Consider the following 26,534-nt stretch of genomic DNA (forward strand, 5'->3'; position numbering starts at 1 on the left):
CATGCCAACCATCGACATCAGCCAGTTACCGCCGCCGGACGTGCTCGAAACGTTAGATTTCGAACAGATTTTCACTGAGCGTAAAGCCGCACTGCTGGCCGCACTGCCGGAAGAACAGCGGGAGCCGGTCGCCCGTGTGCTGCAACTGGAATCCGAGCCGCTGACCAAGCTGTTACAGGAAAATGCCTACCGGGAATTACTGCTGCGCCAGCGCGTCAATGAAGCCGCCCGCGCCTGTATGGTGGCTTATGCCTACGGGGCAGATTTGGATCAGCTGGGCGCGAACAACAACGTGCCACGGCTGGTTATCCGGGAGGCTGACGACACCGTGATCCCGCCACTGCCGGCCGTTTATGAATCGGATTCTGATTTCCGGATGCGCATCCCGCAGGCGTTTGAAGGGATGAGTGTTGCCGGGCCGGTCGGCGCTTATGTTTTTCATGCACGCAGCGCTTCCGGGCTGGTAGCGGATGCTTCGGCCATCAGTCCGGAGCCTGCCTGTGTGACCGTCAGTGTGCTGTCACGCGAGGGTGACGGCACCGCACCGGCGGAGCTGCTGACCCTCGTTGATAAGGCGCTGAATGATGAGAATGTGCGACCGGTGGCTGACCGCGTTACCGTGCAGTCCGTTGAAATTGTGAATTATACGGTTGAAGCCGTGCTGTATCTGTTCCCGACACCCGAATCCGAACCGATTGAGGCCGCAGCCCGTGAACAGATCGCCCGGTATGTGAAAGAGCAGCACCGCATCGGGCGTGATATCCGGCTGTCGGCCATTTACGCCGCCCTGCATGTTGAGGGGGTTCAGCGTGTTGAACTGAACAGCCCGGCAAAAGATATCGTGATCAGTAATACACAGGCGTCATTTTGTACCGACGTGACCGTCACGGTCGGGGGTTCTGATGAGTAGCCGCCTGCTGCCGACCGGTTCCAGCCCGCTGGAACTTGCTGCCGCCGAAGCCTGTGCAGAAATCCAGCGCGTGCCGGTACCGATAAAAACCCTGATCAATCCTGATACCTGTCCGGTGCATCTGCTGCCGTATCTGGCGTGGGCGTGGTCGGTTGACCGCTGGGATGCTGACTGGCCGGAGCGGACAAAAAGGGACGTTATCCAATCCTCCATGTTCGTTCATAAACATAAGGGCACCATCGGGGCGCTGCGGCGTGTCGTGGAACCGCTGGGTTATCTGATCAGCGTTACTGAGTGGTGGAAAACCGGTGACCGGAACGGGACATTCCGCCTGACGGTAGGCGTGTCGGAAAGCGGTATCACAGAAGAAACCTATTACGAACTTGAACGCCTGATATTCGACGCAAAACCCGTCAGCCGTCACCTGCTGGGGTTGTCTATCAACCTGAGTACATCCGGACATTTTTACTGCGGTGCCGCCACCAATACCGGCGACACGCTGACTGTTTATCCGTATATCCCGGAAACCGTCCGGGTGGAAAGCGCAGACTATTTTGGCGCAGCCCTGATAACCATTGATAAAGTGAGAGTAAACCCATGACAGCAAAGTATTTCGCTATCCTGACGAACTACGGCGCGGCACAGCTGGCGAATGCTGTCGCGCTGGGTACGCAGATGAATATTTCCGCTATGGCGGTCGGTGACGGCGGCGGCACGCTGCCGGTTCCTGACCCGGCACAGACAAAGTTAATCCGCGAAACCCGCCGGGCGGCAGTCAATCAGGTATCTATTGACGAGAAAAACCCGAATTTCATCATTGCCGAACAGGTGATCCCTGAAAATGAGGGCGGCTGGTTTATCCGTGAAATCGGCCTGTTTGATGATAACGGCGGTCTGATAGCGGTCGGCAACGCCCCGGAAACCTACAAGCCGAATTTACAGGAGGGATCTGGCCGAACACAGGTTATTCAGATGGTGCTGATGGTCAGCAGCACACAGGCTATCACCCTGAAAGTCGATCCGTCCGTGGTGCTGGCAACGCGGGAGTATGTGACAAAAAGTATTGATGCCGCAATTCAGGCATCAGAGAAAAAAGCAGCCGAGACTTATGCAACAAAAAAATCGGTCACTGAGGGATTAAATAATAAATATGATAAAACCGGCGGTAGCATTACAGGGGTAGTACGAATTAAGTATGACGGACGGGGGCTGGTATTTGAGGCGCCGGAGAAAGATTCTGCGAATTACATGGAATTTATGGCCGGAGGAGACCGCATCGCCTATATCGGTTTTGGGTCGCAGGGAACAAACAGCCTTACTTTCGCAAATACAAAAACGAATGTCACTTTACGGGTAGAAGAAAAAGTAACGGTGAACGGAATTCCGGTAATGCTGGAATCTGACAAAACACCAATTGGTATTTTCGGAGAGTTTCCACACAGAGCAACACAACTACCGGCTAAGTGGTATTCGGTAAACGGAGATCGTTTTGATATTACATCACCGCAGGGGCAGGCGCTTAAATCACTTCCGGCGCAATTAAAATCAGACTGGGGAATATCTGAATCCGGAGGAAAAATAAACCTTCCGAATATTAAACAGTCTGACGGACGCACCCCATTTTTACGGCCTGTTAATGGTACCAGCCGGATCCCCGGAGCGGTTATCCGGGATGAAATGCGTAACCTGACGGGGGGCGTTTATTTCAGGCAGAGGGTATTTTCTTCCGGAGGTGGTTCACCGGAAATTATGTGGCCGCTGGGCGGGGCTAATGATGCAATAACCACACGGGAATACAGTACGACTGCGGGGGCGGTTGGCCTGCCACCAGGCGCAGAGCTTCAAAAAACAAATACAGTAGAACTGAATGCCGCAAATCAGGTTCCAACCGGGCCGGAATTCAAACCGCTCGATATCGGTATAACTCTCGCAATTTACTTAGGAGTGTAATCAGATGACTGTGATTAATTATTATTTCAACCATGAGCATCCGTTACACCCGTTCACCGGGTCTGATTATGCGAACAAAAATTCCTTTGCGCCAGCTAATGCGCTGCGAGTTAAACCGGAAGCACAGCCGGAATTCTGGCCTTGTGAGCAGAATGGCACGTGGGTTCTTGTTCCTGATCACCGTGGAAAAAAAGTATATAACACCACCACAGCGCAGAAATCTGAGATTATTGAATTGGGTGAACTACCGGACAATGTAACCACTATTGCACCGGGTGTAGATTTTCCGAAGTGGAACGGCAAAAAGTGGGAGACAGATAAGGCGGAAAAAAAGGCTGCTGATATCGCGGCTGCAGATGCTCAAAAACAATATCTAATTTCAGAAGTCAACGCTAATACACAGATACTGCAAACAAAACTTGCGCTTGGTCGCATCATGGAAAACGAAAAGGTACTGTTAAACGCCTGGCTGGATTATCTTGATGTTATTTTAAATATAAAAACTTCAAATACATCAAACATTCAGTGGCCTAAGCCACCAAATGATTAATGTATTTCAAGGCCCTAATTTAGGGCCTTGATATTTTTAAGTGATACTTTTAAAAGATATGCGCATGATAGTGTTATCAGGAAAAAAATAACGCCACTTGAAAATTTATCAGGAGAAAACGTATTCCACCGGAAAGCTCCCTCAAAAAGATAAAGTTCATAACTCAGCCCGCCAATAAAAGCTAATGGTTTGATATGAATATTTAACGCAGCCACAATAAATATTATAGCTGGAGCAGATATAGTAACAGTAGCAACCAACAATTCACGATTGAATAAATAACGACTCAACAGATATGAAAATATTAAAAACAGAATGCATCCCAATATAAGAAGCCAACTTCTTTTTATCGGCTTTAACATTGCAACTGCAACGCCAATAGTAAATGAAAATGCATGCCAGCGAAATAACGGAATGGCTATTCGATACGTATCACTTAATTGCTCAGGTATATTAAACAACACAAAGGATAATGCAGCTAACACCATTAACCTCAATAAATTAGTCTTTAATAAACTAAATATCAGATAGAAAGCAAAATACCAAATAACAATGTAATATATGTACCACATTGTGCCATCAACGGTAAGTTTGAGGTTTAGGAATAAGACTGTTTCTAGCATTTCTGACCATCTATCGCCCCAAAATCCTCTAGAACCACCAACAAAAAATGTTGCTATAACAAACGGCACATAAATTTTTTTAAATTTGCTTACCCAAAAACCTTGAAACCCCTTTGACTCAAACGATTTATACAAACCATATCCAGATATAAAGAGGAACAAAGCAACACCGCACGTTGCAATGATTTCCCATGCCCCACTTAACTCAGTTCTCTTGGCTCCAACCAAGTGTCCAAATAGAACCATCATTATTGCAATAGCTTTTACATTTATTGTTGCATTTTTATCAATCATTATAGCTTGAATCCATTTTTCCAGTATGTAGTTATTATGCAGATAGGTGATGATAAAACCAAGGTTTTCAGGAAGATTACAATGCCGGTCATTCACGTAAACCCTCATCAACTTTCACTAGGAATATGCCAAACGCCATTCACTTGGCCTTGCCGTCTGAAAAGAAAGATCCCGTTGTTGTACAACCCACTCCTACAACACCAACAACACGACATCACGCCATATCAATAACACCATAGAAAGCACCAAAAAGAGGAGCTTCTTTCTATGGCACAAGATTATCATCACGGCGTGCGGGTCATTGAAATTAATGACGGCACTCGCCCTATCCGCACGGTCAGTACGGCAATTGTCGGCATGGTCTGTACCGCTGACGATGCGGACGCAAAACAATTCCCTCTGAACAAACCCGTTCTGGTGACGGATATCCGTTCCGCGCTCGGCAAGGCCGGGGATACCGGCACGCTGGCGCACTCACTCCAGGCAATCAGCGACCAGACAAAACCGGTAACAGTTGTTGTCCGCGTTGAACAGGGTGAAAGCGAAGCCGAAACCACTTCAAATATTATCGGCGGCACGACGGACGACGGACGTAAAACCGGCATGCAGGCACTGCTCGTCGCAAAAGCACATACCGGTGTTAAACCGCGTATTGTTGGTGTTCCTGGGCATGACACGCAGGCGGTCACATCAAAACTGGTCCCAATTGCTCAGACGCTGAGAGCATTTGCCTATGCCAGCGCCTACGGCTGCCAGACCATTCCGGAAGTACTGGACTACCGCAAAAACTTCAGCCAGCGTGAACTGATGCTGATCTACCCTGATTTTCTGTCGTGGGATTCCGTCAAAAGTGCAGAGGCCACCGCTTACGCAACAGCGCGGGCGCTGGGACTGCGTGCAAAAATTGACGAAGAAATCGGCTGGCACAAAACCCTGTCAAACATCGGGGTAAATGGTGTAACCGGTATTTCCGCAGATGTATCGTGGGAATTGCAGGACCCGGCAACCGACGCCGGTCTGCTGAATGAAAACGACATCACCACCCTGATCCGTGAAGACGGTTTTCGTTTCTGGGGTTCCCGCACCTGTTCCGATGATCCGCTGTTTGCCTTTGAAAACTACACCCGCACCGCGCAGGTACTGGCCGACACCATGGCAGAGGCGCACATGTGGGCGGTTGATAAACCGATGACCCCGACACTGGTCAAAGACATGATCGACGGTATCAACGCCAAAATGCGCAGCCTGACGACTCAGGGTTATTTACTCGGCGGTGAGTGCTGGTTTGATCCCGATGCCAACAGCAAAGAAGAGCTGAAAGACGGGCAGTTAGCGATTGATTATGACTACACACCGGTACCACCGGCTGAAAATATCAAACTGCGTCAGCGTATCACCGACAGATACCTGATGGATTTCGCATCAAAGATTAAGGGGTAATCATGGCCTTACCGCATAAACTGAAAAACATGAATATGTTTTTTAACGGCGACAACTGGCAGGGAAAAGCCGAAGAAATCACCCTGCCAAAACTGACCCGCAAACTTGAGGCCTACCGTGCAGGCGGCATGAACGGTGCCGCCCACGTTGATTTAGGGCTTGAAGATGATGCGCTGGGAATGGAAATGACCCTCGGCGGTATGGAAGCGCAACTCTATAAGCAGTGGGGCATTGCCGAAATTGACGGTGTGCCGCTGCGATTTGCCGGGGCCTATCAGCGCGACGACACCGGCGAGGTAACCGCCTGTGAGGTGGTGGTACGTGGGCGTTTATCTGAAATCGACCCGGGCAGTGCCAAACAGGGCGATAACACTCAGGTGAAATTCAGCTTTAAACCGACCTATTACCGTCTGGTCTGGAACGGTGCTGATCTCATTGAGATTGATGTCGTCAATATGGTTGAAAAAGTAGATGGTGTTGACCGTCTGGCAGAACAACGCGCCGCTATCGGGCTGTAACAGGAAAAATATAAATGACTGAATACGTTAATAAAACATCGGCGGTTGTTGAACTGGATGAACCCATCAAACGCGGTGAAACAGAAATCACCCGTGTCACTGTCCGCAAGCCTAAAACCGGCGAATTGCGTGGTGTCCGTTTACAGGTACTGATGGAAATGGATGTCATCTCCATGACCGAGGTATTACCGCGTATCACGGACCCGTCACTGACGAAGCCGGAAATCGGTGCGATGACGCCGGGTGACCTGCTCAATATGTCAATCGAGGTGGTTAATTTTTTGCTGCCGAAGTCGATGCAGAACAATTACCCCCAAGACTGACAGTCGATGATTTGGTGGCAGATATTGCCACCATTTTTCACTGGACACCTGCCGCCACGGCGGACATGAGTCTGACAGAATTAATTGAATGGCGTTATCACGCTTACAAACGCAGCGGTAACAGTGAATGAGCAGAAACCTCCGTTTACAGGTCGTGTTAAATGCCGTCGATAAATTAACCCGGCCGTTCCGCAGTGCGCAGGAATCCAACAAACGACTGGCGGGCGCTGTCCGCCAGTCCCGCGATGCACTGAAAGACCTGAACCGTCAGGCCGGACAAATTGACGGCTTCCGAAAAACAAAACAGCAACTCACCGAGACCCAGCAGGCCTATCAGGCGGCAACACAACGCGCCGCCGCCCTCGCCCGCGAAATGAACGCCTCCGGCAATCCGACCCGGCAACAGGCAGAAGCACTCAAGCGCGCGCAGCGTGAAGCTGGTCAACTGAAAAACCGGTTTGAACAACTACAGCGATCCACCCAGCAACAGCGCACCGCCTTACAGGCTAACGGCATCTCGACAACCCAACTCGGACAGGCACAGCGCCGCCTGAACAGCGACATTGCCCGCACCACTCAGCAACTGCAACGGCAGGAGCAGCAGCTGCGCCGCAGCGCCGAACAAGAGCGCCGGATGGCAGCGGCCAAAGGCAGCTATCAGAAAACGATGGATGTCCGGAATAAAATGGCCGGTACCGGCGCGGCAGCGATGGCGACCGGCGGTGCAGCGTTATATGCCGGGAAGAAATTTATGGCGCCGGGCTATGAGTTTGAAACCGGGATGTCAAAAGTGCAGGCATTAACACGGCTGGATAAAAACTCGGAAGAGTATAAAGCACTGCGGGAACAGGCGCGACAACTGGGGGCAACTACCGCATTCACGGCAAACGAAGTGGCACAGGGGCAGTCATTCTATGCCATGGCCGGATTTAAACCAGAGCAGATACAGAACGCTATGAAAGGCACCCTGTCAATGTCACTTGCCGGTGATATCGACCTTGCCACCACAGCCGATATCGGGTCAAACATCCTGACCGGGTTCAAGCTGAACTCTGACGAAATGAACCGCGTCAGTGATACGCTCGTTGCCACCTTTACCCGGTCAAACACCAACCTGAATATGTTGGGCGACACGATGAAATATGTCGCGCCGGTCGCATCCGGGCTGGGTGTGGATCTGGAAACCGCCGCTGTTGCCGCCGGTAAGCTGGGTGATGCCGGTATTCAGGGCAGTATGGCCGGTACCAGTCTGCGATCCATTCTCGGTCGCCTCGCTGAGCCGCCAAAACAGGCCGCTGACGCACTGGAAGAACTGAACATCAAGACACGGGATGCCAAGGGCAACTTACGCGGCCTGCCTGAAATCCTTGCTGATCTGGATAAAAAGACAAAGAAAATGGGTACCGCGCAACGCGCCGGGTACTTCAAACACATTGCGGGTGAGGAAGCATTCTCCGCCCTGTCAGTACTGACAGACCAGGCAGGCAGCGGCGAGCTGCAAAAAATGATCGCCGAAGTCAAAGCGGCCAAAGGTGAAGCTCAGAAAGTGGCCGATACCATGACCGATAACCTTGACGGTGATTTAAAAAACCTCACCTCAGCATGGGAAGATGTCGGTATCCAGATATTCGGCGGTGTTGACAGCCCGCTGCGGGATATCGCGAAATCCATTACCGAGATTATCAGTAAGGTCGGGGACTGGGCGAAACGAAATCCGGAACTGGCGAACACACTGACGAAAATTGCACTGGCGCTGGGCGTGATCCTCGCCGTGGGCGGCGCGATTGTTCTGATGCTGGCCGCGATGCTTGGCCCGGTGGCAATGCTGAAACTCAGTATGTCAGTTCTCGGCATAAAGGGTGCCGGTGCGTTTGGCCTGCTGGCTAAAGGGCTGAAAGCCGTCGGTATGGCCTTATTCGGTGTTGGCAAAGCCCTACTGACGAACCCGCTGTTTCTTGCCGCCGCCGTGATCGCCGGGCTTGCCTATGTGATATATAAAAACTGGGACACTGTCGCCGCTTTCGTTAAAAACATGTGGGCGGGTACAGTCCGGATATTTTCATCTGCCTGTGACTCTATATCTGCGTATTTCAGCGACATGTGGACAAGTATCAATAACGCCTGTTCGGATGCATGGAAATGGATAAGCAACATCATCAGCAGAGCATGGGAGGGAATAAAAAATTATTTCCTGAACTACACTCTTGTCGGACTGATTTATAAAAACTGGGACGGCATCAGGAAATACATGTCAGATCTGTGGGAAACAGTGAAAACCACCATCAAAACCAAGTGGGATCAAATCATCACGGATATTCAGAACCTCCCGGCCACCATGAAGCAGGCCGCATCTGACATGATAGACAGCGTTATCAACGGTATTAACGAAAAATGGACGGAGTTAAAAAATAAGTTCGGCGAACTTAAACAGATGGCAAAAGATGCCCTCACGCCGGACTGGTTAATCGAAGCCAAAAAAGACCCGAAATTTGTTAACGCCGTGGACGCCACGCAGAAGACCACCATGTCCGGCGGCATCCGTAATGCCAACTGGAGCATTCAGCCGAAAAAGTACGCCGGAGCTTATGATTCCGGCGGACGTATTCCGCGCGGTCAGTGGGGTATTGTTGGTGAGAACGGGCCGGAAGTGGTGGACGGCCCGGCAAATGTGACCGGACGGAAAAATACGGCAGCACTGGCAATGCTGGCACTGAGCACCCTTTCACAGCCGATAGCGGCGGCACCGGCACAAACCGCCGGCGGTTCTGTCAGCAGCGCGTATTCGTCACAGCAGAACGCCGCGCCGATCATCAACATCTACCCGACACCGGCGCATTCCGCACAGGATATCGCCCGCGAGGTTGCCCGCCAGCTGGATGCGCACGCCCGCCGACAGCAGGCCAGCCGCCGCAGCGGGTACAGTGACACAGAGGAGTTTTAATTATGGCGATGGCTGCACTCGGTCTGTTCGTGTTTGAGCTGCGAACCGTGCCGTTTCAGGGAATGCAGGAAGAAAAACAATACCGGTTTGCGTATAACAGCCGGGTCGGAAAGCGTCCGTCCTGGCAATTTTTGGGGCTGTCCAATGATCCGATTACCCTGTCCGGCACACTCTGCCCGGAAATCAGCGGCGGTAAGTTTTCCATGATGGCGCTGGAAGCCATGGCCGACAGCGGAAAAGCCTGGTCGTTTATCGGCGGCGAGGGAACCATTTACGGGATGTATGTTATTGAGTCCATCAGCAAAAATAAAAGTGAATTTTTCCACGACAGTGCAGCCAGAAAGATAGATTTTACCATCAAGCTCACCCGCGTTGATGAATCGCTGTCTGAAATGTTCGGTGATATCAGCGCACAGCTTGACTCACTGACTGACACAATCAGCGGCATGGGTAATAAAATTTCTGACAGCATTACAGGGTTATTATCATGACGGATTTTTTTCTCACCGGTACCGAGTGCGCCCCGGCATATTCGCTTTCCGCCGGGTCCGTCAACATCAATGAGCGGATTCAGGGGCGGCTGATTTCCCTGTCACTGACGGATAACCGCGGATTTGAGGCCGACCAGCTGGACATTGAGATCGATGATGCCGACGGCAAAATGATGCTGCCGAAGCGCGGCGAGGTATTATCGCTGCACTTAGGCTGGAAGAATGAACCGCTGATTTTTAAGGGTAAATTTACCGTTGATGAAATAGAGCACAGCGGACCGCCTGACAAGCTGACCATACGCGGGCGTAGTGCGGATTTCCGTTCGTCACTGAACGCAAAGCGCGAGGTTTCCTATCACGAAAAAACGCTGGGCGACATCATCACCACCATTGCAAAGCGGAATAACGTAGAGCCGGTGATCGAGAAGAAACTCGCTGAGATTAAAATCGCCCATATCGACCAGACCAACGAATCAGACGGCTCCTTTCTGGCGCGGCTCGGCAAACAGGAGGGAGCTGTTGCGGCCATAAAAAACGGCCAGTTACTGTTTATGCCGCAGGGCAGCGGAAAAACCGCGTCCGGCAAACTGATCCCGGCGCTGCTGATCACCCGGTCCGTCGGTGACGGCTACCGCTTTTCACTGGCCGACCGTGGCGCATACACCGGCGTTATCGCCTCATGGCTGAACACCCGCAAGCCGAAGAAAAAAGACGAGGTTAAAGTTAAACGCAAGCGGAAGACCAAAAAGAAAAGCCCGGAGAAAATTAAAAAACCGGATGAACCGCAAGGGGATTATCTGGTCGGTGACGAGGGGAATGTGCTGACGCTTTCACACACTTACGCGAACAAAAATAATGCTGAACGGGCAGCGAAAGCCGCCTGGGGAAAAATGCAGCGCGGCGTTGCATCGTTGTCTCTCCAGCTGGCAAAAGGCCGGGCGGATATTTACCCGGAAATGCCGGTTAAAGTTCAGGGATTTAAGCCGGAAATTGACGGCGCAGAATGGATACTGACGAAAGTGTCGCACTCCCTGAATGACAGCGGGTTTACATCTGCACTGGAATTTGAAGTGAAAATCTCTGATGTCGAAATGGGTGACGGATAAAACTCAAAATAATACTGATTAAATCACCAGTGATTGCTATAATTATTACAATATCAACATGATGATAAAAGGTAAGTCAATCATGATGAAATGTCCTCTTTGCGGCGAACTTGCCCGCACCCGCAGTTCCCGCGATGTCACCACCGAAACGAAAGAACGTTATAACCAATGCATGAATATTAATTGTGGTGCAACGTTCGTCAGTCATGAATCTCTTTCGCGGTTCATTACAAAGCCTAATCTCATTGAAGCGGCTATTCCGCATCCCGGGGATAATAAGCAGGTATCGCTCAGTTTTTAATAAAACAAAGCCCCGGATTCCGGGGCTGTTCGTATTATTTTTTTGCGGATGATAAGTCACTAAAGAACGCGTTAAACTCATTTTCATTCTGATCGTTAAATCTGACCCGGTTAAAATCTTCAGAGAAAGAACAACCATATCCATCCTTAGCAATTAAATCGCTGTAATCCTGCACCAGAAGATATTTTTTTATGATATCCAGAGCCTGTTTTTTGGTTATTTTCACACTGTATTCTGGTGAGCTGGGTAATTTTTTCTTATTGTTCATGTCAATGAGGTATGAGGTAACTGTCACTTCATCCTTATTTGTATGAATGAAAGACCGATATATCCCATAAATAACGGCGCGTTTTACCATCAATTCTTTAACATCAGGGTGATCGCCCTGTACTGCTAAATTAGAAAGCCGTATGTGAAGTGGGGCTTCACTGATAATTTCCAATGAATTATTATCAGCATAGTAATCACCGAGATCGGTGAATGCATCAAGTGCAGTTTTGTAATCTGATTTGCACAGATCACTATCAACAGATGTCTGAGCATTGGTAGCCTGTTGTGCAGATTCGACCGATACAGTCTCTGCTGGTTTAGCCGGTACCTTTTCCGTCTGCTGTTCCTGTGAGGACTGAGGCTCATTTTTTACATCAGGGAAAAGCGCCCCGGCAATCATAGCCATGACCAAAAAACCACCAAGATAAAAAATTGACACTTTTTTTCTGTTTGGCATTTTTACGATCTGCGGTTTTATAATTCCGATAACAAAAGCCAAAAGGGAAAGAAGCGCCAAGCCTAAAATAATATCAGCCATATAGTCACCATCGGTTAAGAAAAGTTAAACAATCAAGGATGGGGTTCATTGAACAGGCGATAGGTGGAAAAGTAAAGCCCCAGACATCGGGGCTTTGATCTATATAATGCCGAATGTGGTCGCGATGTGGACATCGCCAGAAACAAATCCTTTTGTTTCATGCAGATAAGTCACTACTTACACGCCGCTTTTGCGGCGTTATTTATTTCTGCCCTTACTACCCTTTATTACCACGGCGCTGTAACTGATCCCGCAGATTCGGCGGAGTTCCTTTAATGGTCAGGGTATCCGTGGCCGCATCCCAGAAAATCCGCTCACCCAGCAACATCGCATCAAAATTAATGGTCAGCCCGCCGCCACTGCCGGCAAATTTTGTCAGCTGACGCAATGTGCTGCGATCAGCCGGGAAAGAGTCTTCCAGACCGTACTCTTTTTCCTGTGTAAACTGCGCAAAACTCTGCTCACCCAGCGGCGGCAGTTCTGCGGACAGTTCGGTCAGCTGAATCTCTTCACCGCTCTGCAACTGCTCCGTGCAGTAATCAAATACCTGTTTGCGGTAAGACTGACGCTCCTGTTTATCCGCCTGTGCTTCCTCACAGTAATCATCCAGTGCCTGCAGCAATCCTTTGTTCTGGATTTTGGCATTAAAGCCCTCAGCGGCACCGAGAAAATCCATAAAGAAATCGGACACTTTACGCCCGACACGACCTTTAAGGAATGTCAGGTAACGGCTGGACTCCGGATTGGTTTCCCATTCGGTCAGATCAATGCGGGCAATGATATCCGCATGCGGGATATCCAGATAATGGGTGCTGTTGAGCTCCAGGCTCTCATTCACCAGCATGCTCTGGCAGTTGTCGAGTACCGCCACCAGCAGATATTCCACCGCCAGATAACGGTAGTGAGCAAATAACACCACGCCGCCCTGGGCAAACGGATATTTCGCCAGCTCATCCTTCAGGCGTACGGTTGCCGCGCGGGTAAAGGCATGAAACTCTTCCTCCCCCTGCCGCTGCAGACGCAGCGCCGCTGATAGTTCGCTCTCTTCATTAAATACACCGTACGCTTTGCTTTTCGCGCTGTAGACCCGGTGCAGTTCAGCCATCATTTCCTCAACAATGGCGGTTTTTTCCAGTGGTGTGTCCCGCAGCACCACTTCCAGTGTCTGTTCATCGCGTTTAATCAGCTGATGTAACGCAATCTGAATGATATCCAGACTCATCTTTAACTCCTTCGGCCTCGTTTGCGCGTATTCAAACATCGTTGCAATCTGTGCGCAAGTCACATTCACAGGAGAATGTGACAAGACAGGATAATCCGCGGCGCGCATACTGAAATTGACCGGTTACCTGCGTAACCGGACCCATAATTGAAATAATTTTCCGCAAAAAGCAGAAATACGGCCGCTCATCAGTTATGATATAGAGCTTTGTACAATCAGGATATCTACGTTTATGCCGCAATCATCCCGCTACAGTGATGAACACGTTGAAAAGTTACTGGCTGAGCTGGTCAGTGTGCTGGAAAAAAACCGGACACCGACCGACCTTTCTCTTATGGTGTTAGGAAATATGGTGACCAATCTCATCAATACCAGTGTTGCGCCGTCACAACGCGCAAATATTGCTGAATCCTTCGCCCGCGCCCTGCAATCTTCCGTCAGTGAAGATAAAGCGCACTGACCGCATTCCGGCTGACGACGAAACTCTATGGTAACGTATCGTCCGAAATACGGTGACAAAGTCTCCCAGATGATAAGCTGGGGGCACTGGTTCACCCTGTTTAATATTCTGCTGAGTCTCGCACTCAGCAGCCGTTACCTGTTTATTTCTGACTGGCCGGACACCCTGATTGGCCGTATTTACGCCATCACCAGCTGGCTGGGACATTTCAGTTTCCTGGCCTTCGCCCTGTATCTGCTGATTGTGTTCCCGCTCACGTTTGTGGTGATGTCACAACGGCTGCTGCGCTTTTTATCCGCCGCGCTCGGTACAGCGGGGCTGACACTGCTGCTGTTTGATATCGGCATTTATGAACAGTTCCGCCTGCATTTAAACCCGGTTGTCTGGGATCTTGTCGTCAACCCGGAACAGGGGGAAATGGCACGGCGCTGGCAGTTTATCTTTATTGCGATCCCGGTCATTTTCCTGATCGAGATGTTGTTCGGTACCTGGAGCTGGCAGAAACTGCGCAGCCTCAACCGGCAAAAATTTGGTAAACCCGTTGCAGTGGTCTTTATCACCGCCTTTATTACCTCCCATATTATGTATATCTGGGCGGATGCTAATTTCTATCGTCCGGTCACCATGCAGCGCTATAACCTGCCGGTGTCTTATCCGATGACGGCACGTAAATTCCTGGAGCGTCACGGCCTGCTCGACAGCACCAGTTATGAACAGCAACTGTTGCTGCACGGCGACCCGACCGCGCAGGGTGTTGAATACCCGATCAACAAACTGACCTATGCAGACAGCGGCAGCGGCTACAATTTACTGCTTATCACCCTCACCTCGCTGAGCCGGGAAGATATTGATAAGGCAATGCCGAATCTGAACCGGTTTGCACAGGAAAGCACGCAATTCACACAGCACTACAGCAGTGAAATCAATCCGGAACGGGCACAATTCGGGCTCTATTACGGCATTTCCGGTACCTATTATGACGGCATCCTGAACGGACGTATCCCGTCTGCACTGATGTCTGCACTGAGTGCGCAGAATTATCAGACCGGATTCTTCTCAACGGAAAACTTTGCCTCCCCGCTCTTCCGCTATGCCCTGCTGGCGGATTACAGCCTGCCGCCGCTGCGTGACGGGCAGGACAACCGCGGGACAGCCACCGCCTCTGCGGATGTGGCAGAACGCTGGTCACTCTGGCTGAAACAGACCCGTAAAGATCAGCCGTGGTTTGCGCTGATTAACCTCAGCACCCCGTTACCGGACGGTCATTCCGCCCCGGATATGACAAATATTGATAACACGCTGGACGCACTGATTCAGGATATCCGTGTACGCGGCGAGTGGGATAAAACCGTTATCGTCATCACCGCCGGTACCGGTGACAGCGTGGAAAAACTGCAGGATAACTGGGTTACTGACGGTAAATTTAACCGTGACCAGTTGCGCGTTCCGCTGATCGTTCACTGGCCGGATACACCAGCGCAAACCATCAGCAAACTGACCGCACACCCGGATATTATGGCAACCCTGATGCAGCGCCTGCTGCACGTCAGTAACCCGCCCGGAGAATACACACAGGGAGATGACCTCTTCACTGCTGTACGGCGTAAGCCCTGGATATTTACCGGGGATAACAGCAATCTGGTGATTATCAAACCGGACACAGCATCGCTGCTGACATCCCAGGGCAAATATCAGCGCTTTGGTGAGGATGATGAAAAAATCCGTAACGCCAAGCCGGATATGGCTGAATTGCTGCAGGTTCTTACAGAGCAGAAGCGCTTTATCGATACCCATTAACGGCAGGATAAAAAAAGCACAACCGGACAGCTCTGTCTTGCTTTAATCAAAGAAAACAGTAGTATAGACATCATTCGGCATGTAGCGCAGCTTGGTAGCGCACCGTCATGGGGTGTCGGGGGTCGCAGGTTCAAATCCTGTCATGCCGACCAGCATTTTTATAAGAAAACCAACCTGTTAGGGTTGGTTTTTTTGTGCCTGTCAAAATACCGATGGTAAAATAATGGTAAAACCACCGACTGAATACAGCTGCGATTTCACCCTTTCCCACCGGCTGCTGACTAAAATTGTGTATGCCGGTGACAGCATTTCACGCTTCATTTTGTACCAGCTGTCGCTGCATGGTCCGCTATGAGCAAAAAAACGGACAAGGGGGATGATCCGAATTAATGTAATCTTCATTATTTGATTAGTCAGCCGGCTTAAAGTAAACACGGTCAGCACTGAACCGGAGATAGCGGTATGACGAACAAAATCAAAAACACAGAAGAGCTTGAAGCACTTTACGGTAAACCGGCAGAAGCCTCTTTATTGAAAGAAGTGAATTATATTCACCCTCTGTACCGGCCTTATATTGAATCCTCACCATTTCTGGCAATTGCTACCTGCGGCTCCGATGGGATGGATGTTTCCCCCGGGGGATGCACCGGGATTTTTAGTGATTGAAGATGAGCATACACTGTTGTTACCAGACCGGCGCGGAAATAACCGTATTGACAGTATGCGTAACCTGCTGGAAAACAATCAGATTGCATTACTACTTCTGATACCAGAAGTAAACGAAACCCTGCGTATCAACGGTACAGCGGAAATTATCATTGATTCAGAGATTCTGGCACAATTCAGTGTAAACGGTGTACTGCCACGTTCGGTACTGCGTATCCGTGTGGAACGGGTCTTTTTTCAGTGCGGACGTGCCCTGATCCGCTCCGGATTGTGGCAGAGTAAATATCCGGCAGAAAAGGGAAAAATTCCGCCACCGGGGCAGATTCTCAAATCCATCAGCCGTGACGAATTCGATGGTGATGCGTATGATGCAGAGCTGCCGTCACGGATAGCGAAAACCCTGTACTGAATAGTACAGGGTAGGATTATTGGTAAAGTAAAAAATCAATAGCTTGATTTTTCTTTATTTTAATATTTGCATTAAAAATGTCTGCAAAAGTATTATTCACCGCTATTAGTAACGTTCTGTTCAGGATTCATTTAACTCATATCGAATATATTACCTGCCACCTAGTACTACTTTATTGCATTAATTTATTTGCCCGGTTGATTACCGGGCTTTTTTTATCTTCTGACCTTTTCCCTTTCTTCACTCTCTGTATATGGACAGCATTAACTTACACTGCTAACTACTGAATTGTTCCATTATCCAAGAGAATCAGGCAACCAAGTGCATCGGTGATATCCGTAATCTCACCTTTTATTTTTGCAGTTTGTCCTTTTTTAATTTTAAGAACATTCTTTTCTTCACTTGGTTTTAACGTATATGAGGCAGCATCTTTATTATTAAATTTAATAGCGACCACTTTAGGCGGAGTTGGTTTATAGAGATCATATCTGACTACCTCTTCTAAACTTGTGATAGTGTTCACCTTTCCTTCGAAGATGACCCACTTCCCTCTCCATTTTTGCTTCGCTGATATTTCATTATCATCAAAGTCCTTACATACTTCTGAATAAGTAGTTTTAATTACTGTTGAATCCACCGAAGGGGATATTTGGTTTACAGCACTATTAACTGAGCGAATAGCGTCATTTATTTTGCATCCCGATAATAATGTAATTATGGTCAGCAGCAATATTTTGTTTTTCATATAAATCCCTTTATAAAACACAACCTTAACAATAAATTCATTAATTAAATAAGTCGGCTCACCGATATCATTTATGAGCGTATTTTTATTTAAAAATCATATTCAAACAAGATAAACAAAAAAATCTCCTAAAATTGTAGCGTTTCATCCGGTTATTTAAAATAAGAAAAATCCTGCCAGCCCGGAAGTTGACTATTATTAAGAAGGATAGTTTTTCAGATACACTATTATCATCATTCTTTCTTCATGTGTATAAAGCGTAAACGTGTAAAACTTATATAAATTTCTATCAGCACTACTCATAAGTGACGTTTACAGAGTTTTATAAAATTGATTGCTGATATCTGAGCTCCGGGTACAAAAAAACCGCCGGAGCGGTCTGTTTGGATTTCGGCTTTAGCCGGTTTAAGAAAACCAACCTGCTGCGGTTGGTTTTTTTGTACCTGTCATCTGCAGACAATCACACCTTAAGCATTTTCACCGTTTCATCAATATCTATTTCATCTTCTGAAAAAATCAGTGTGGTTCCGTGTTGTGTGGTTATCGCCAGTTTTTTCAGTGTGCGTGTTTCAGCCGGAGCGTCGGATTTTGGTCTGATACTGTTCATCAGTATTCCGACAGACAGAACCACATTATCTTTATCAATCCCGGTATTTGCTTCTTCTTCGCTGTAGACCACGAAAGATTTAATGGCTGTCAGTTTAATACGCTCGCCGGCGATAAAAATGTATTTACTTTCCGGTACCACTTTTACCGCATAGGCTGACAGCCCTTTGTTATTGGTAGTGGGCTCAAATGTCACGGCGGCATTTTTCTTAATCAGGTCAGGATTGGCGACCTTAACCACATGAAAATAACGGTTATCACCGTTTTCATCTTTGATAAACCCAAAACCCTTATCTTCAAACCACGTTGTGATTGTTCCGTTCATCGCCATTACCACCTGCTTAATCAATTATCTTCTGAGTTGTTACAGCGCGCAGTATAGAACACAATGCCTGCGCAGACCACGCCTTTGGTCTGAGCTGTCATTATGATGCTTACCGGGGTATCAATGGATAAAAAATAACCACGTCTGCCGCACAGGCGAAAATTGATATTACCGCGATCGGGCAGTGCAAATACAGCGGGCAGCTAACCCCCGAAGATATTGCCGGGCAACCCGGCGACGGTGAAATTCATCTTATTTACCGGACAGATACGGCCGGAAGAGCCTATCCGGTAAAAATAACCCAAAACACCTGTGATGATAAATGTACCGCACGGGATGCCATACGGGTGCTGCGGAAAATAAGATGTCCGCCTGCACCGCCCCGCTATAACCGCAAAATGATTATTAAATTTTACAGTGATACAGAAAAACAACCGGACAAATTTACGCCCGGCAATCTGATGGTTTGAGATTTATCTGCATAACCCGGGTTCCGCCCGAAAAATAGTTATGCTGCAGCCCGGCGGGAAATGCCAGTTGCCATAACCGCATGATCGCTGAATCCTGACAATATTTTCCTGTCAGGATGCCCTGCATTTTATTTATCGCCTGCTCTTCTCTGAATAATTCAGGCGGCAATCCGGTAACCTGATAATTCAGGATAATCACGTTATTCTCACGGGTGACTTCCGTCAGAAGGGTATAAACATCAAACCGGATAGGCAGCAGCTGACTTTCATTTTTAATGATCATCGCCTGAAGTGCATCGTATTCTCCGGCCGTTTTTTTACCTGTTGTTGCTGTATCTGCCTGTGCAGAACTGAAAAGAAAGAGAGAAAAAAATAACATCCCTGCTTTGATAATGACATTGTTCATCATTGTCCTGTTCCCTGTTAAAAATACATATCAAATAACATTTTGGTACTGATCCCGGCAGAAACCAGAATAATCATCGGTTTTATCACTTTCAGTCCGGAACTCAGCACAACCCCGGCTCCCAGCCGCGCCCCGATAGCCTGTCCGGCAAACATCAGCAATCCCAGCGACCACATCATTTTACCCCCGGCGATAAAAAAGATAACGGATGAGGTATTGGAGGCCAGGTTCAGAAAATTAGAGTGAATCTGTGCTTTATCGATCCTGTATCCTAACAGCAGCATATAACTGATGGTATAAAATGTCCCGGCACCGGCACCTAAAAATCCGTCATAAAACCCGACACCACCGCCGCAGATAAATGAAAACATGAAAAAAGAAACACGCTGTTTTTCTTTGGATTTAGTGATATCAGGGGCAAAAATAAAGTACAGCGTGACCCCGATAATTAATCCCGGCAGTAATTTTTTCAGAAAAGTCGGATCAATAAACTGCACAAAAATCGTTCCCGCTGCGGCACCAAAAAAAGTGGTAATAAATACCCATTTGTTATTTTTTAAATCAATCCGCCCCTGACGTAAAAAATAAATTCCGGATGTTAATGAACTACCCAATGCCTGCATCTTATTTGTTGCCAACGCGTTAGCAGGCGGTAACCCGGAGATCAGAAGCGCCGTAATAGAAAGAAAACCACCGCCGCCGGACACCACATTGATAAATCCGGCAGCCACGGCAACAAAAAACATGACAATAAGAAATGTTATGCTCATGGAAAGACACTTTAAATTATAGGGATAATCAGTATATAAAAAGCACACACCTGAAAAAGTGATACCGCCCCTGCTGCCGGATATTTGGTATAATAACTCGTCATCATACTAAACAGGGTACTAATATGTTGCGCTACGGTATTCGCATTACTCATATTTTTCGACATGCTTTTCACTCGCGTCCGCGTTTTATTATCTCCCTGCTGGTCGCATTTGTGACATTTTTTGCACTGCTGCCTGTGCAAAGCGCACTGATGTGCCTGATCCTCAGCTGGAATGCATTTTCCTGGATATATCTGTTATTTCTCTTTGAACGGATCATCAATAAAAAAGTAAAAGATATCCGTAAGCTGACCAAAATTGAGGATGAAAGTGCCCGTATGGTGATGTTTTTCCTGCTTGCCGGGTGTTGTGTCAGTTTACTGGTGCTCTTTTTTGCTCTCGGCGGACACGGTAATCTGACCGGCAATGATAAAGCCGTTCAGTATATTTTGACGGCATCCACATTAGTTTCTTCATGGCTGTTATTGCCGGCCGGATTTACCATGCACTACGCACATCTTTATTACAATAATCCGCAGCAGGATACCCCGTGGTTATTATTTCCGGACAAACCCGCTGAACCGGGCTACTCTGATTTTATGTATTTTTCATTTACGATTGCTGTCGCTTCACAAACAGCAGATGTGGAAATTGCCTCTTCACCGATGCGCCGTGCTGTATTAATGCAATCCATTGTCTCCTTTATTTTTAATATGGCGATATTGGGATTATGCATTAATATTTCTGCCGGTTTATTTTAAACGGGACCGCTGATGGATACATTGCTGTCGCACTGGATTTCAGAATACGGCTATTGGGCAACCTTTTTCGGTACAATGATCGAAGGGGAAACCGCCGCATTTTTATCCGGCATCGCAGCACACCATCAGTTATTATCCTACCCGAAAGTGATGCTGGCAGCCGCACTGGGCGGAATTATCAGTGATAACCTTCTGTTCATGACCGGCTATTTTGCCGGAAACCGGATACTGCCCCGAATTCATAAACACACGGACAAAATAGCCCGCCTGCAACGGATTATTCACCGCCGCGAAAATCTGGTCATTATCGGAGTCCGTTTTGCGTACGGATTAAGAACGATCGGCCCCGTAATTATCGGTGCCGCCGGTATTAATCCGCTGAAATTTTTTGTGCTGAATATTCTCGGCGGGGCAATATGGGGAAGTGTCATTGTGTCTGCCGGATATTTTATCAGCGCCGCAATCCTTGCCCTGCCGCTGCATACTTACCTGGCCTGGTTCCTTATCCTCGCGGCAGTTGCCGGTCTGTTTATGCTGATAAGAAAGCACAAGTTAAAACTGTAAAATCCGGCACTGACCTGCCCGTCCGCCGTTATTCCGGCTTGCGGGCACTAAGCAGAAAGATCATCGGCCGTTCTTTTTCTTCATCCAGTGCCGGATTGGCGGCAATTTGTTCTGCTGATGGTCCCCACTCATTTATCCCGCGGATTTCAAATCCGGCGGCAATCAGCATATTTATCCAGGTGGATAATTTTCGGTGCTGTTTTTCCACCCCGTCAGCAAACCAGTTGCTGAGCCTGACGCCTTCCTGCTGATACTGATTGACCGGCCAGGCTTTATTACCGGCACTGTCAGTACACCAGTTTTGAATAACGGGAGCTGTGTAAATCGGGTGTTCTGCGGAGAAAACCAGATTACCGCCCGGGACCAGAGCCTGATACAGCGTGGCAAAAAGTGCCGGGATATCGTGCACATAATGCAGCGCCAAAGAGCTGTAAATCACATCACTTTGTGTGGCAGGTAATGATAATGTCTCAAGATCAGCCCGCAGGTAGGTAATCTCCGAATCAGAGGTCATCGACGCCGCTTTGGCCAGCATTTTCTCTGACAGATCAAAACCGGTTACCCGGGCTGCTCCCTGTGCTCTTGCCCAGCGGCAGAACCAGCCATACCCGCAGCCCAGGTCGATAACCGATTTTCCGGTCAGTGACGGCAGCAATTCCTGCATAGCAGTCCATTCCGGTGCACCATCCAGCCCTTCTGCTGAACGTGGCAGCGTGGCATAACCGGCAAAAAAATCCGGATTATCATAAATATTTTGAGACATAAATTACCCCTTAAATTATGAGCAAATTATATTCATAATTTCCTTATTTTCGCCACTGTCTGTTTTCCGGACATAAAAAAACCTCACCGGAGTGAGGTTTTTAAAATCTGTGCCTGAGCAGCAGTGATTACAGTGCAACCACGTTAGCCGCAGCCGGGCCTTTCATACCATTTTCGATGGTGAAAGAAACCTGCTGGCCTTCTGCCAGAGATTTGAAGTTGTCGCTCTGGATTGCAGAGAAGTGAACAAACACGTCTTTGCTGCCGTCAGCAGGAGTGATAAAGCCAAAACCTTTATCATCGTTAAACCATTTTACGGTACCAGTAATTGTTGCAGACATATTGAATTTCCTTTAATAAATTTTGTTGCCGTAGGGCATATAAGCGGTTTGATTACGTTTTTACTTATGGGAACTATCAGAAGGAATTCGCTATGAAGTGGTATCTTGGATAACGCTTGACGGAGAACAACTTAAAATCGGACTGACATAAATAGGTCTGTACTTCCAAACCAATGCCGATATTAAGCCATATATTTTGTTATCCGGCAAGCTCTTTTTTATTTATCTCAAAATACAGCACAGTAATGACATCACTCTGCCAGCCCCATATAGCCGTGAATCCCCATGTAAAGCCCGACCAGTGCAATCAGCGCCGCTGAGAAATACGGTGCTTTTTTGGCAATATCGCCCAGCCCCTGCCAGCGGCGGCTGACCTGGCGTAAACCCACGGCAGTCACCACACCGACAGTAACCAGTGTCAGTGCCAGTCCGATACTGAAACTGAGCACCATAGTTGCCCCCAAGGTAAAAGCTTTCAGCTGAAGACAAATCAGCAGAACCGTAATCGCCGCCGGGCACGGAATTAACCCTCCGGTCAACCCGAACAGCAAAACCTGACTGTTTGTGGCTTTACCGCCGGTAAAACGGGTTTTGATTTCACGGGCATGCGCTCTGGCATGAGCATCCTGATATTCATCATCATGATGGTTGTCGTGGTGATGGTCGTGATCGTGATGGACGTGACCGTGGTCGTGACCGTGGTCGTGATCGTGATGATGCGTATGATTTTCCTGCTGTATTTCCGTCAGCCAGTTTTTTTCACCACGATATGTCCGCATAAACATCCAGAATGCCGTTGCCAGAATAATCACCGCCGATACCATCTGCAGCCACGGCTCTACCGCTTCCGGTGTAAAGCGGGTACTGATATACATCCCGCCGAGAGCAATCAGCCAGACAATCAGCGTATGTGATAACGTCGCTGCCAGGCCGAGCATCACTGCCTGTCTGACCGTCCCTTTTACCGCAATAATAAAAGCAGCCATCATGGTTTTTGAGTGCCCCGGCTCCAGGCCGTGCAACGCGCCCAGCGCAATCGCGCCGGGAATAAAAAGCCAGGCATTACCCTGCTGTAACAGAGCGGAAAAATCAGTCATGACGTGTATTCCCTGTTTTCATAATGAAGAAAGCATGACCGCAGTATACTCCCCCCCAGTATAATTACACTACCTCTTTGTACCAAGGAGATGCTACTATTTTGCCGGTCACTTTCTTTTCACCTTATTTCACGGGGTTGCCATGTCACATACCATCAGGGACAGACAGAAACTTCAGAACCGCGCCAGTAAAATTCAGGGGCAGGTCAACTCACTGAAAAAAATGCTTGATGAACCACATGAGTGCTCCGCTGTACTGCAACAAATTGCGGCTATCCGGGGGGCGGTAAACGGATTAATGCGGGAAGTAATTAAAGGCCATCTGATTGAACACGTGGTCCATGAGGAAGATGAGGAAAAGCGTCAGGGTGACCTGGATATTGTCCTGAAAGTGCTGGATTCTTATATTAAGTAATACGGGAAAATAACGGTGATGTGTAACAGTCATCACCGCCGGCAAATTAACCATCATTTAATAATTAAATTCTTTTATCATTTTTTTCCCTGCATCAAAAATAACCCTCAGGCTTATGTCCTGATACTGCCCGTTATGACTGTATTTTTTAATTTTCAGCAAACAGATAAGCGGGTCTTCTTCATTTTTTTCTGTGGTTAATTTAGTTTTATTACCATTTTTAATGGTTGTTTTTATAATATAATCAGGAATATAACGACTTCTGTCTGCCATGGCACGAGCTGCCGGAAGCGAATATTTTACCTTTTCTGAACTATCCGGATTCAGCCTGCTCTTCAGTGCCGGGATCATCTGTATATTCAGTACTGAACTGCCGCTGCGGACTATCCTGGTCGTACCGTTACGAGTCAGAAAAGCGGCCTGCCCGCCCGGTCCGGTCACAACACCGCTGACCAGAAGGAGATCCAGCGGGTCAAATAATGCTGATCCCTGCGGTAACACATACATCGCCTGATAATGTCCTCTGATATCATAAAGATGATAAGTTTGATTCATCCCGTACAAATAACCGATACACAGCCCGGCAGATACATCAATCACCGGTTTTACACCTTCCGGTAAGTCAGCCTCCGCCGGTATTGCAAAAAATTCCCCGTCGCTGAGCGGAGAGTTAAAATCGCTGTATTGACCGGATATCTCATCAAAATCCCGCATTGATATCCCCTTGTTAAAATATTGACTCCTGACTCAATGCCGGAAACAAAACAAATTTTTTCTGCCTGAAATAAAGACAACAACACTATCTGCCGGTACCCGGTGACACATTTTTAATATTTTTGCCGGTATAAAAATACCGTTGTCATCCGCAGAAAATAATAGCGTATAAAAAACCTGGGTATTACTAACCAGGACTATTCTTTATAAAGCGGAGGCAGGAGATAAAAACACTGACAGAACTTCGCGGACAGTTTAACGCCGGTCAATATGGTTTCAGACGGGTTGTGAAAACGACCGGTGCACACTGTGCTGCCACGACCTGAAGGCACTGTACAGCGCCGGATTTGCATGATATTGATTACGTGAATATTACAATTAAAATAAAAATACTGAGAATGTCACCATGCAAGCCGCCACCCGTTCCACTATTGCTCTGCTCGCTTCCTCATTTTTAATTACTATCGGACGGGGTGCCACTATCCCGTTTATGGCGATTTATCTCAGCCGGCAGTATGGCATGGCGGTAGATCAGGTGGGGGTTGCACTGACTGTCGCCCTGACAACCGGTGTACTGTTCAGTCTTGGCTTTGGCATTATTGCCGATAAATTTGATAAAAAGCGTTATATGCTGATGGCAATTGTGGTTTATATCGCTGGTTTTATTGCCATTCCGCTGACACACAATATCGCGCTGGTCGTCGTCTTCTTTTCACTGATTAACTGCGCCTATTCTGTATTTGCCACAGTGCTGAAAGCCTATTTCGCCGATACGCTGCCGCCCGCACGTAAAACCAAAGTTTTTTCCCTGAACTATACCTTCGTCAATATGGGCTGGACTGTCGGCCCGCCAATCGGTACCGGACTGCTGATGTACAGTGCAGATCTGCCGTTCTGGCTGGCAGCCTGTACCGCCTCATTTCCGATATTCTTTATTCAGCGCTTTGTCCGCAGTGTGCCGCCTTCCGCCTCCGGCAGCAACAGCACTGCCTGGCAGCCTTCTGTGATGCTGCACGATAAAGCGCTGCTCTGGTTCACGCTATCTGCTTTTATGGGCTCACTGGTGTTCGGTTCGTTTTCCGCCTGTATTTCCCAGTATGTTCTGACAGTGGCTGATTCCACGCTGGCGGAAAAGGTGATCGGTGTGGTTCTGCCGGTCAATGCTGCCGTTGTGGTTTCACTGCAATACATGGTCGGCCGCCGGATCAGCACGGAAAATCTGCAAAAACTGATGACACTCGGTACTCTCTTTTTTATGGGCGGACTCGCCGGATTTATGATGTCAGGCAGTAATCTTGTCTTCTGGGGATTGGCCGCTTTTGTCTTTACTCTCGGCGAACTGATTTATGCACCGGGAGAATATATGCTGATCGATAACATTGCTCCCGACGGCATGAAATCCAGTTACTTTTCCGCACAATCCCTCGGCTGGCTCGGCGGTGCATTTAACCCGCTGCTCACCGGTGGTGTGCTGACCTATTTCCCGCCAAACACCCTGTGGCTGCTGCTGATCGGGGTTTCGGCCTGCGCCTGGTTATGTATGATGCGGGGTCTGCGGATCAGCAGAAACAGATTCATTCACAACTGAATAGTTGATTAACTTATCATTAATTAATAATACTTCATATTCCGATACGGTAATTTCCTGCTGCTGAGCTATCCTCCCTCTATTGTTTAGTTTCACTTAACATAGAGAGTGCTGTATGC

The 26,534-nt window shown here is 48.2% G+C and carries 29 protein-coding genes, 1 tRNA gene and 1 pseudogene; 20 read left to right on the top strand and 11 right to left on the bottom strand.

Annotated features, from left to right (window positions below):
• Position 1 precedes the first annotated feature (1 nt).
• The 4 genes from JC793_RS13215 to JC793_RS13230 are packed head-to-tail and all read left to right on the top strand — an operon-like array spanning position 2 to position 3,410.
• A complete protein-coding gene (locus tag JC793_RS13215) occupies positions 2–910 on the top strand; it encodes a baseplate assembly protein (RefSeq protein WP_218426387.1) in 909 nt (302 codons plus the stop codon).
• Complete coding sequence (locus JC793_RS13220; RefSeq protein ID WP_218426388.1) at positions 903–1,511, top strand: phage tail protein I; 609 nt, start codon at positions 903–905, stop codon at positions 1,509–1,511. The genes JC793_RS13215 and JC793_RS13220 overlap by 8 nt, the downstream gene beginning before the upstream one ends.
• Entirely contained in the window at positions 1,508–2,860 is a 1,353-nt protein-coding gene (locus JC793_RS19645; RefSeq protein WP_247717253.1) for a phage tail protein, read from the top strand. Before JC793_RS13220 ends, JC793_RS19645 begins: the two co-directional genes overlap by 4 nt.
• Before the next feature lie 4 nt (positions 2,861–2,864).
• Positions 2,865–3,410: a tail fiber assembly protein gene (locus JC793_RS13230; RefSeq protein ID WP_218426389.1), complete on the top strand. Its 546-nt coding sequence runs from the start codon at positions 2,865–2,867 to the stop codon at positions 3,408–3,410.
• A gap of 14 nt (positions 3,411–3,424) precedes the next feature.
• On the opposite strand, the gene JC793_RS13235 is transcribed toward JC793_RS13230, so the two are convergent.
• A complete protein-coding gene (locus tag JC793_RS13235; RefSeq protein WP_218426390.1) occupies positions 3,425–4,423 on the bottom strand; it encodes an acyltransferase family protein in 999 nt (332 codons plus the stop codon).
• A 171-nt stretch (positions 4,424–4,594) separates the two neighbouring features.
• On the opposite strand from JC793_RS13235, the gene JC793_RS13240 reads away from it, so the two are divergent.
• The 8 genes from JC793_RS13240 (at position 4,595) to JC793_RS13275 (ending at position 11,447) form a co-directional block, all read left to right on the top strand.
• On the top strand, positions 4,595–5,767 hold the full coding sequence (locus JC793_RS13240) for a phage tail sheath protein (protein ID WP_218426391.1): 1,173 nt from the start codon (positions 4,595–4,597) through the stop codon (positions 5,765–5,767).
• A 2-nt stretch (positions 5,768–5,769) separates the two neighbouring features.
• Positions 5,770–6,285, top strand: a complete 516-nt coding sequence (locus JC793_RS13245; RefSeq protein WP_218426392.1) for a phage major tail tube protein — start codon at positions 5,770–5,772, stop codon at positions 6,283–6,285.
• 14 nt (positions 6,286–6,299) lie between these two features.
• Positions 6,300–6,608, top strand: coding sequence for a phage tail assembly protein (locus JC793_RS13250; RefSeq protein ID WP_218426393.1), 309 nt, complete (start codon positions 6,300–6,302; stop codon positions 6,606–6,608).
• 14 nt (positions 6,609–6,622) lie between these two features.
• A complete protein-coding gene (locus tag JC793_RS13255) occupies positions 6,623–6,739 on the top strand; it encodes a GpE family phage tail protein (RefSeq protein WP_052927965.1) in 117 nt (38 codons plus the stop codon).
• Positions 6,736–9,549, top strand: coding sequence for a phage tail tape measure protein (locus JC793_RS13260; protein ID WP_218426394.1), 2,814 nt, complete (start codon positions 6,736–6,738; stop codon positions 9,547–9,549). The genes JC793_RS13255 and JC793_RS13260 overlap by 4 nt, the downstream gene beginning before the upstream one ends.
• An 8-nt stretch (positions 9,550–9,557) precedes the next feature.
• Positions 9,558–10,040 carry a phage tail protein gene (locus JC793_RS13265; RefSeq protein WP_036415915.1) on the top strand — a complete coding sequence of 161 codons (483 nt, stop codon included), beginning with the start codon at positions 9,558–9,560 and terminating at the stop codon, positions 10,038–10,040.
• On the top strand, positions 10,037–11,146 hold the full coding sequence (locus tag JC793_RS13270) for a phage late control D family protein (RefSeq protein WP_218426395.1): 1,110 nt from the start codon (positions 10,037–10,039) through the stop codon (positions 11,144–11,146). The genes JC793_RS13265 and JC793_RS13270 overlap by 4 nt, the downstream gene beginning before the upstream one ends.
• A gap of 82 nt (positions 11,147–11,228) precedes the next feature.
• A complete protein-coding gene (locus JC793_RS13275; protein ID WP_045138417.1) occupies positions 11,229–11,447 on the top strand; it encodes an ogr/Delta-like zinc finger family protein in 219 nt (72 codons plus the stop codon).
• 34 nt (positions 11,448–11,481) lie between these two features.
• On the opposite strand, the gene JC793_RS13280 is transcribed toward JC793_RS13275, so the two are convergent.
• Positions 11,482–12,255, bottom strand: a complete 774-nt coding sequence (locus JC793_RS13280) for a hypothetical protein (protein WP_218426396.1) — start codon at positions 12,253–12,255, stop codon at positions 11,482–11,484.
• 217 nt (positions 12,256–12,472) lie between these two features.
• Positions 12,473–13,477: a nucleoid-associated protein YejK gene (gene yejK, locus JC793_RS13285; protein WP_025152633.1), complete on the bottom strand. Its 1,005-nt coding sequence runs from the start codon at positions 13,475–13,477 to the stop codon at positions 12,473–12,475.
• Positions 13,478–13,709: 232 nt separating this feature from the next.
• Between yejK and JC793_RS13290 the strand changes: the two genes are divergently transcribed.
• From JC793_RS13290 to JC793_RS13305, 4 genes and pseudogenes are all read left to right on the top strand, one after another.
• Positions 13,710–13,937: a YejL family protein gene (locus tag JC793_RS13290; RefSeq protein WP_046894895.1), complete on the top strand. Its 228-nt coding sequence runs from the start codon at positions 13,710–13,712 to the stop codon at positions 13,935–13,937.
• 27 nt (positions 13,938–13,964) lie between these two features.
• Entirely contained in the window at positions 13,965–15,734 is a 1,770-nt protein-coding gene (gene yejM / locus JC793_RS13295; protein WP_218426397.1) for an LPS biosynthesis-modulating metalloenzyme YejM, read from the top strand.
• 75 nt (positions 15,735–15,809) lie between these two features.
• A tRNA-Pro gene (locus JC793_RS13300) sits at positions 15,810–15,886 on the top strand.
• Positions 15,887–16,196: 310 nt separating this feature from the next.
• A pseudogene (locus tag JC793_RS13305) lies at positions 16,197–16,809 on the top strand (pyridoxamine 5'-phosphate oxidase family protein).
• A 280-nt stretch (positions 16,810–17,089) separates the two neighbouring features.
• On the opposite strand, the gene JC793_RS13310 reads toward JC793_RS13305, so the two are convergent.
• The 4 genes from JC793_RS13310 to JC793_RS13325 form a co-directional block, all read right to left on the bottom strand.
• Positions 17,090–17,554, bottom strand: coding sequence for an OB-fold protein (locus tag JC793_RS13310; protein ID WP_218426398.1), 465 nt, complete (start codon positions 17,552–17,554; stop codon positions 17,090–17,092).
• 460 nt (positions 17,555–18,014) lie between these two features.
• Positions 18,015–18,491, bottom strand: a complete 477-nt coding sequence (locus JC793_RS13315) for a cold-shock protein (RefSeq protein WP_046894891.1) — start codon at positions 18,489–18,491, stop codon at positions 18,015–18,017.
• Between the two features lie 438 nt (positions 18,492–18,929).
• Positions 18,930–19,364 carry a hypothetical protein gene (locus JC793_RS13320; protein WP_218426399.1) on the bottom strand — a complete coding sequence of 145 codons (435 nt, stop codon included), beginning with the start codon at positions 19,362–19,364 and terminating at the stop codon, positions 18,930–18,932.
• Positions 19,365–19,378: 14 nt separating this feature from the next.
• Positions 19,379–20,131: a TSUP family transporter gene (locus JC793_RS13325; protein ID WP_243846837.1), complete on the bottom strand. Its 753-nt coding sequence runs from the start codon at positions 20,129–20,131 to the stop codon at positions 19,379–19,381.
• Positions 20,132–20,256: 125 nt separating this feature from the next.
• Here JC793_RS13325 and JC793_RS13330 point away from each other — a divergent pair, with 125 nt between their 5' ends.
• Both JC793_RS13330 and JC793_RS13335 read left to right on the top strand, forming a co-directional pair.
• Positions 20,257–20,934 carry a DUF1345 domain-containing protein gene (locus tag JC793_RS13330; protein WP_046894887.1) on the top strand — a complete coding sequence of 226 codons (678 nt, stop codon included), beginning with the start codon at positions 20,257–20,259 and terminating at the stop codon, positions 20,932–20,934.
• Positions 20,935–20,946: 12 nt separating this feature from the next.
• Positions 20,947–21,498: a DedA family protein gene (locus JC793_RS13335; RefSeq protein WP_218426400.1), complete on the top strand. Its 552-nt coding sequence runs from the start codon at positions 20,947–20,949 to the stop codon at positions 21,496–21,498.
• 28 nt (positions 21,499–21,526) lie between these two features.
• On the opposite strand, the gene JC793_RS13340 is transcribed toward JC793_RS13335, so the two are convergent.
• From JC793_RS13340 to JC793_RS13350, 3 genes are all read right to left on the bottom strand, one after another.
• Complete coding sequence (locus JC793_RS13340) at positions 21,527–22,261, bottom strand: class I SAM-dependent methyltransferase (protein WP_218426401.1); 735 nt, start codon at positions 22,259–22,261, stop codon at positions 21,527–21,529.
• A 127-nt stretch (positions 22,262–22,388) separates the two neighbouring features.
• The gene (gene cspE / locus JC793_RS13345) at positions 22,389–22,601 is read right to left on the bottom strand and encodes a transcription antiterminator/RNA stability regulator CspE (RefSeq protein ID WP_046894884.1); all 213 of its coding nucleotides are present in this window, start codon (positions 22,599–22,601) and stop codon (positions 22,389–22,391) included.
• Between the two features lie 251 nt (positions 22,602–22,852).
• On the bottom strand, positions 22,853–23,698 hold the full coding sequence (locus JC793_RS13350; protein ID WP_218426402.1) for a nickel/cobalt efflux transporter: 846 nt from the start codon (positions 23,696–23,698) through the stop codon (positions 22,853–22,855).
• 142 nt (positions 23,699–23,840) lie between these two features.
• Here JC793_RS13350 and rcnR point away from each other — a divergent pair, with 142 nt between their 5' ends.
• Positions 23,841–24,113 (top strand): Ni(II)/Co(II)-binding transcriptional repressor RcnR, encoded by a 273-nt coding sequence (gene rcnR / locus JC793_RS13355; protein ID WP_004238006.1) that lies wholly within the window; start codon positions 23,841–23,843, stop codon positions 24,111–24,113.
• 57 nt (positions 24,114–24,170) lie between these two features.
• Here the strand turns inward: rcnR and JC793_RS13360 are convergent, their stop codons facing one another.
• Positions 24,171–24,827 (bottom strand): hypothetical protein, encoded by a 657-nt coding sequence (locus tag JC793_RS13360; RefSeq protein ID WP_218426403.1) that lies wholly within the window; start codon positions 24,825–24,827, stop codon positions 24,171–24,173.
• A gap of 406 nt (positions 24,828–25,233) precedes the next feature.
• On the opposite strand from JC793_RS13360, the gene ydeE reads away from it, so the two are divergent.
• Positions 25,234–26,415 (top strand): efflux MFS transporter YdeE, encoded by a 1,182-nt coding sequence (gene ydeE, locus JC793_RS13365; RefSeq protein WP_166708194.1) that lies wholly within the window; start codon positions 25,234–25,236, stop codon positions 26,413–26,415.
• The last annotated feature ends 119 nt before the right edge of the window (positions 26,416–26,534 follow it).

Origin of the sequence: Morganella morganii, from assembly GCF_019242955.1 — a bacterium.
In the GTDB taxonomy this organism is placed as follows: domain Bacteria; phylum Pseudomonadota; class Gammaproteobacteria; order Enterobacterales; family Enterobacteriaceae; genus Morganella; species Morganella sibonii.

Excerpts from the sequence above, each read along its gene's own strand:
- JC793_RS13215 (WP_218426387.1), top strand. The coding sequence starts at position 2 with ATGCCAACCATCGACATCAGCCAGTTACCGCCGCCGGACGTGCTCGAA.
- JC793_RS13220 (WP_218426388.1), top strand. The coding sequence starts at position 903 with ATGAGTAGCCGCCTGCTGCCGACCGGTTCCAGCCCGCTGGAACTTGCT.
- JC793_RS19645 (WP_247717253.1), top strand. The coding sequence starts at position 1,508 with ATGACAGCAAAGTATTTCGCTATCCTGACGAACTACGGCGCGGCACAG.
- JC793_RS13230 (WP_218426389.1), top strand. The coding sequence starts at position 2,865 with ATGACTGTGATTAATTATTATTTCAACCATGAGCATCCGTTACACCCG.
- JC793_RS13240 (WP_218426391.1), top strand. The coding sequence starts at position 4,595 with ATGGCACAAGATTATCATCACGGCGTGCGGGTCATTGAAATTAATGAC.
- JC793_RS13245 (WP_218426392.1), top strand. The coding sequence starts at position 5,770 with ATGGCCTTACCGCATAAACTGAAAAACATGAATATGTTTTTTAACGGC.
- JC793_RS13250 (WP_218426393.1), top strand. The coding sequence starts at position 6,300 with ATGACTGAATACGTTAATAAAACATCGGCGGTTGTTGAACTGGATGAA.
- JC793_RS13260 (WP_218426394.1), top strand. The coding sequence starts at position 6,736 with ATGAGCAGAAACCTCCGTTTACAGGTCGTGTTAAATGCCGTCGATAAA.
- JC793_RS13265 (WP_036415915.1), top strand. The coding sequence starts at position 9,558 with ATGGCTGCACTCGGTCTGTTCGTGTTTGAGCTGCGAACCGTGCCGTTT.
- JC793_RS13270 (WP_218426395.1), top strand. The coding sequence starts at position 10,037 with ATGACGGATTTTTTTCTCACCGGTACCGAGTGCGCCCCGGCATATTCG.
- JC793_RS13275 (WP_045138417.1), top strand. The coding sequence starts at position 11,229 with ATGATGAAATGTCCTCTTTGCGGCGAACTTGCCCGCACCCGCAGTTCC.
- JC793_RS13280 (WP_218426396.1), bottom strand. The coding sequence starts at position 12,255 with ATGGCTGATATTATTTTAGGCTTGGCGCTTCTTTCCCTTTTGGCTTTT.
- yejK (WP_025152633.1), bottom strand. The coding sequence starts at position 13,477 with ATGAGTCTGGATATCATTCAGATTGCGTTACATCAGCTGATTAAACGC.
- JC793_RS13290 (WP_046894895.1), top strand. The coding sequence starts at position 13,710 with ATGCCGCAATCATCCCGCTACAGTGATGAACACGTTGAAAAGTTACTG.
- yejM (WP_218426397.1), top strand. The coding sequence starts at position 13,965 with ATGGTAACGTATCGTCCGAAATACGGTGACAAAGTCTCCCAGATGATA.
- JC793_RS13310 (WP_218426398.1), bottom strand. The coding sequence starts at position 17,554 with ATGAAAAACAAAATATTGCTGCTGACCATAATTACATTATTATCGGGA.
- JC793_RS13315 (WP_046894891.1), bottom strand. The coding sequence starts at position 18,491 with ATGGCGATGAACGGAACAATCACAACGTGGTTTGAAGATAAGGGTTTT.
- JC793_RS13320 (WP_218426399.1), bottom strand. The coding sequence starts at position 19,364 with ATGATGAACAATGTCATTATCAAAGCAGGGATGTTATTTTTTTCTCTC.
- JC793_RS13325 (WP_243846837.1), bottom strand. The coding sequence starts at position 20,131 with ATGAGCATAACATTTCTTATTGTCATGTTTTTTGTTGCCGTGGCTGCC.
- JC793_RS13330 (WP_046894887.1), top strand. The coding sequence starts at position 20,257 with ATGTTGCGCTACGGTATTCGCATTACTCATATTTTTCGACATGCTTTT.
- JC793_RS13335 (WP_218426400.1), top strand. The coding sequence starts at position 20,947 with ATGGATACATTGCTGTCGCACTGGATTTCAGAATACGGCTATTGGGCA.
- JC793_RS13340 (WP_218426401.1), bottom strand. The coding sequence starts at position 22,261 with ATGTCTCAAAATATTTATGATAATCCGGATTTTTTTGCCGGTTATGCC.
- cspE (WP_046894884.1), bottom strand. The coding sequence starts at position 22,601 with ATGTCTGCAACAATTACTGGTACCGTAAAATGGTTTAACGATGATAAA.
- JC793_RS13350 (WP_218426402.1), bottom strand. The coding sequence starts at position 23,698 with ATGACTGATTTTTCCGCTCTGTTACAGCAGGGTAATGCCTGGCTTTTT.
- rcnR (WP_004238006.1), top strand. The coding sequence starts at position 23,841 with ATGTCACATACCATCAGGGACAGACAGAAACTTCAGAACCGCGCCAGT.
- JC793_RS13360 (WP_218426403.1), bottom strand. The coding sequence starts at position 24,827 with ATGCGGGATTTTGATGAGATATCCGGTCAATACAGCGATTTTAACTCT.
- ydeE (WP_166708194.1), top strand. The coding sequence starts at position 25,234 with ATGCAAGCCGCCACCCGTTCCACTATTGCTCTGCTCGCTTCCTCATTT.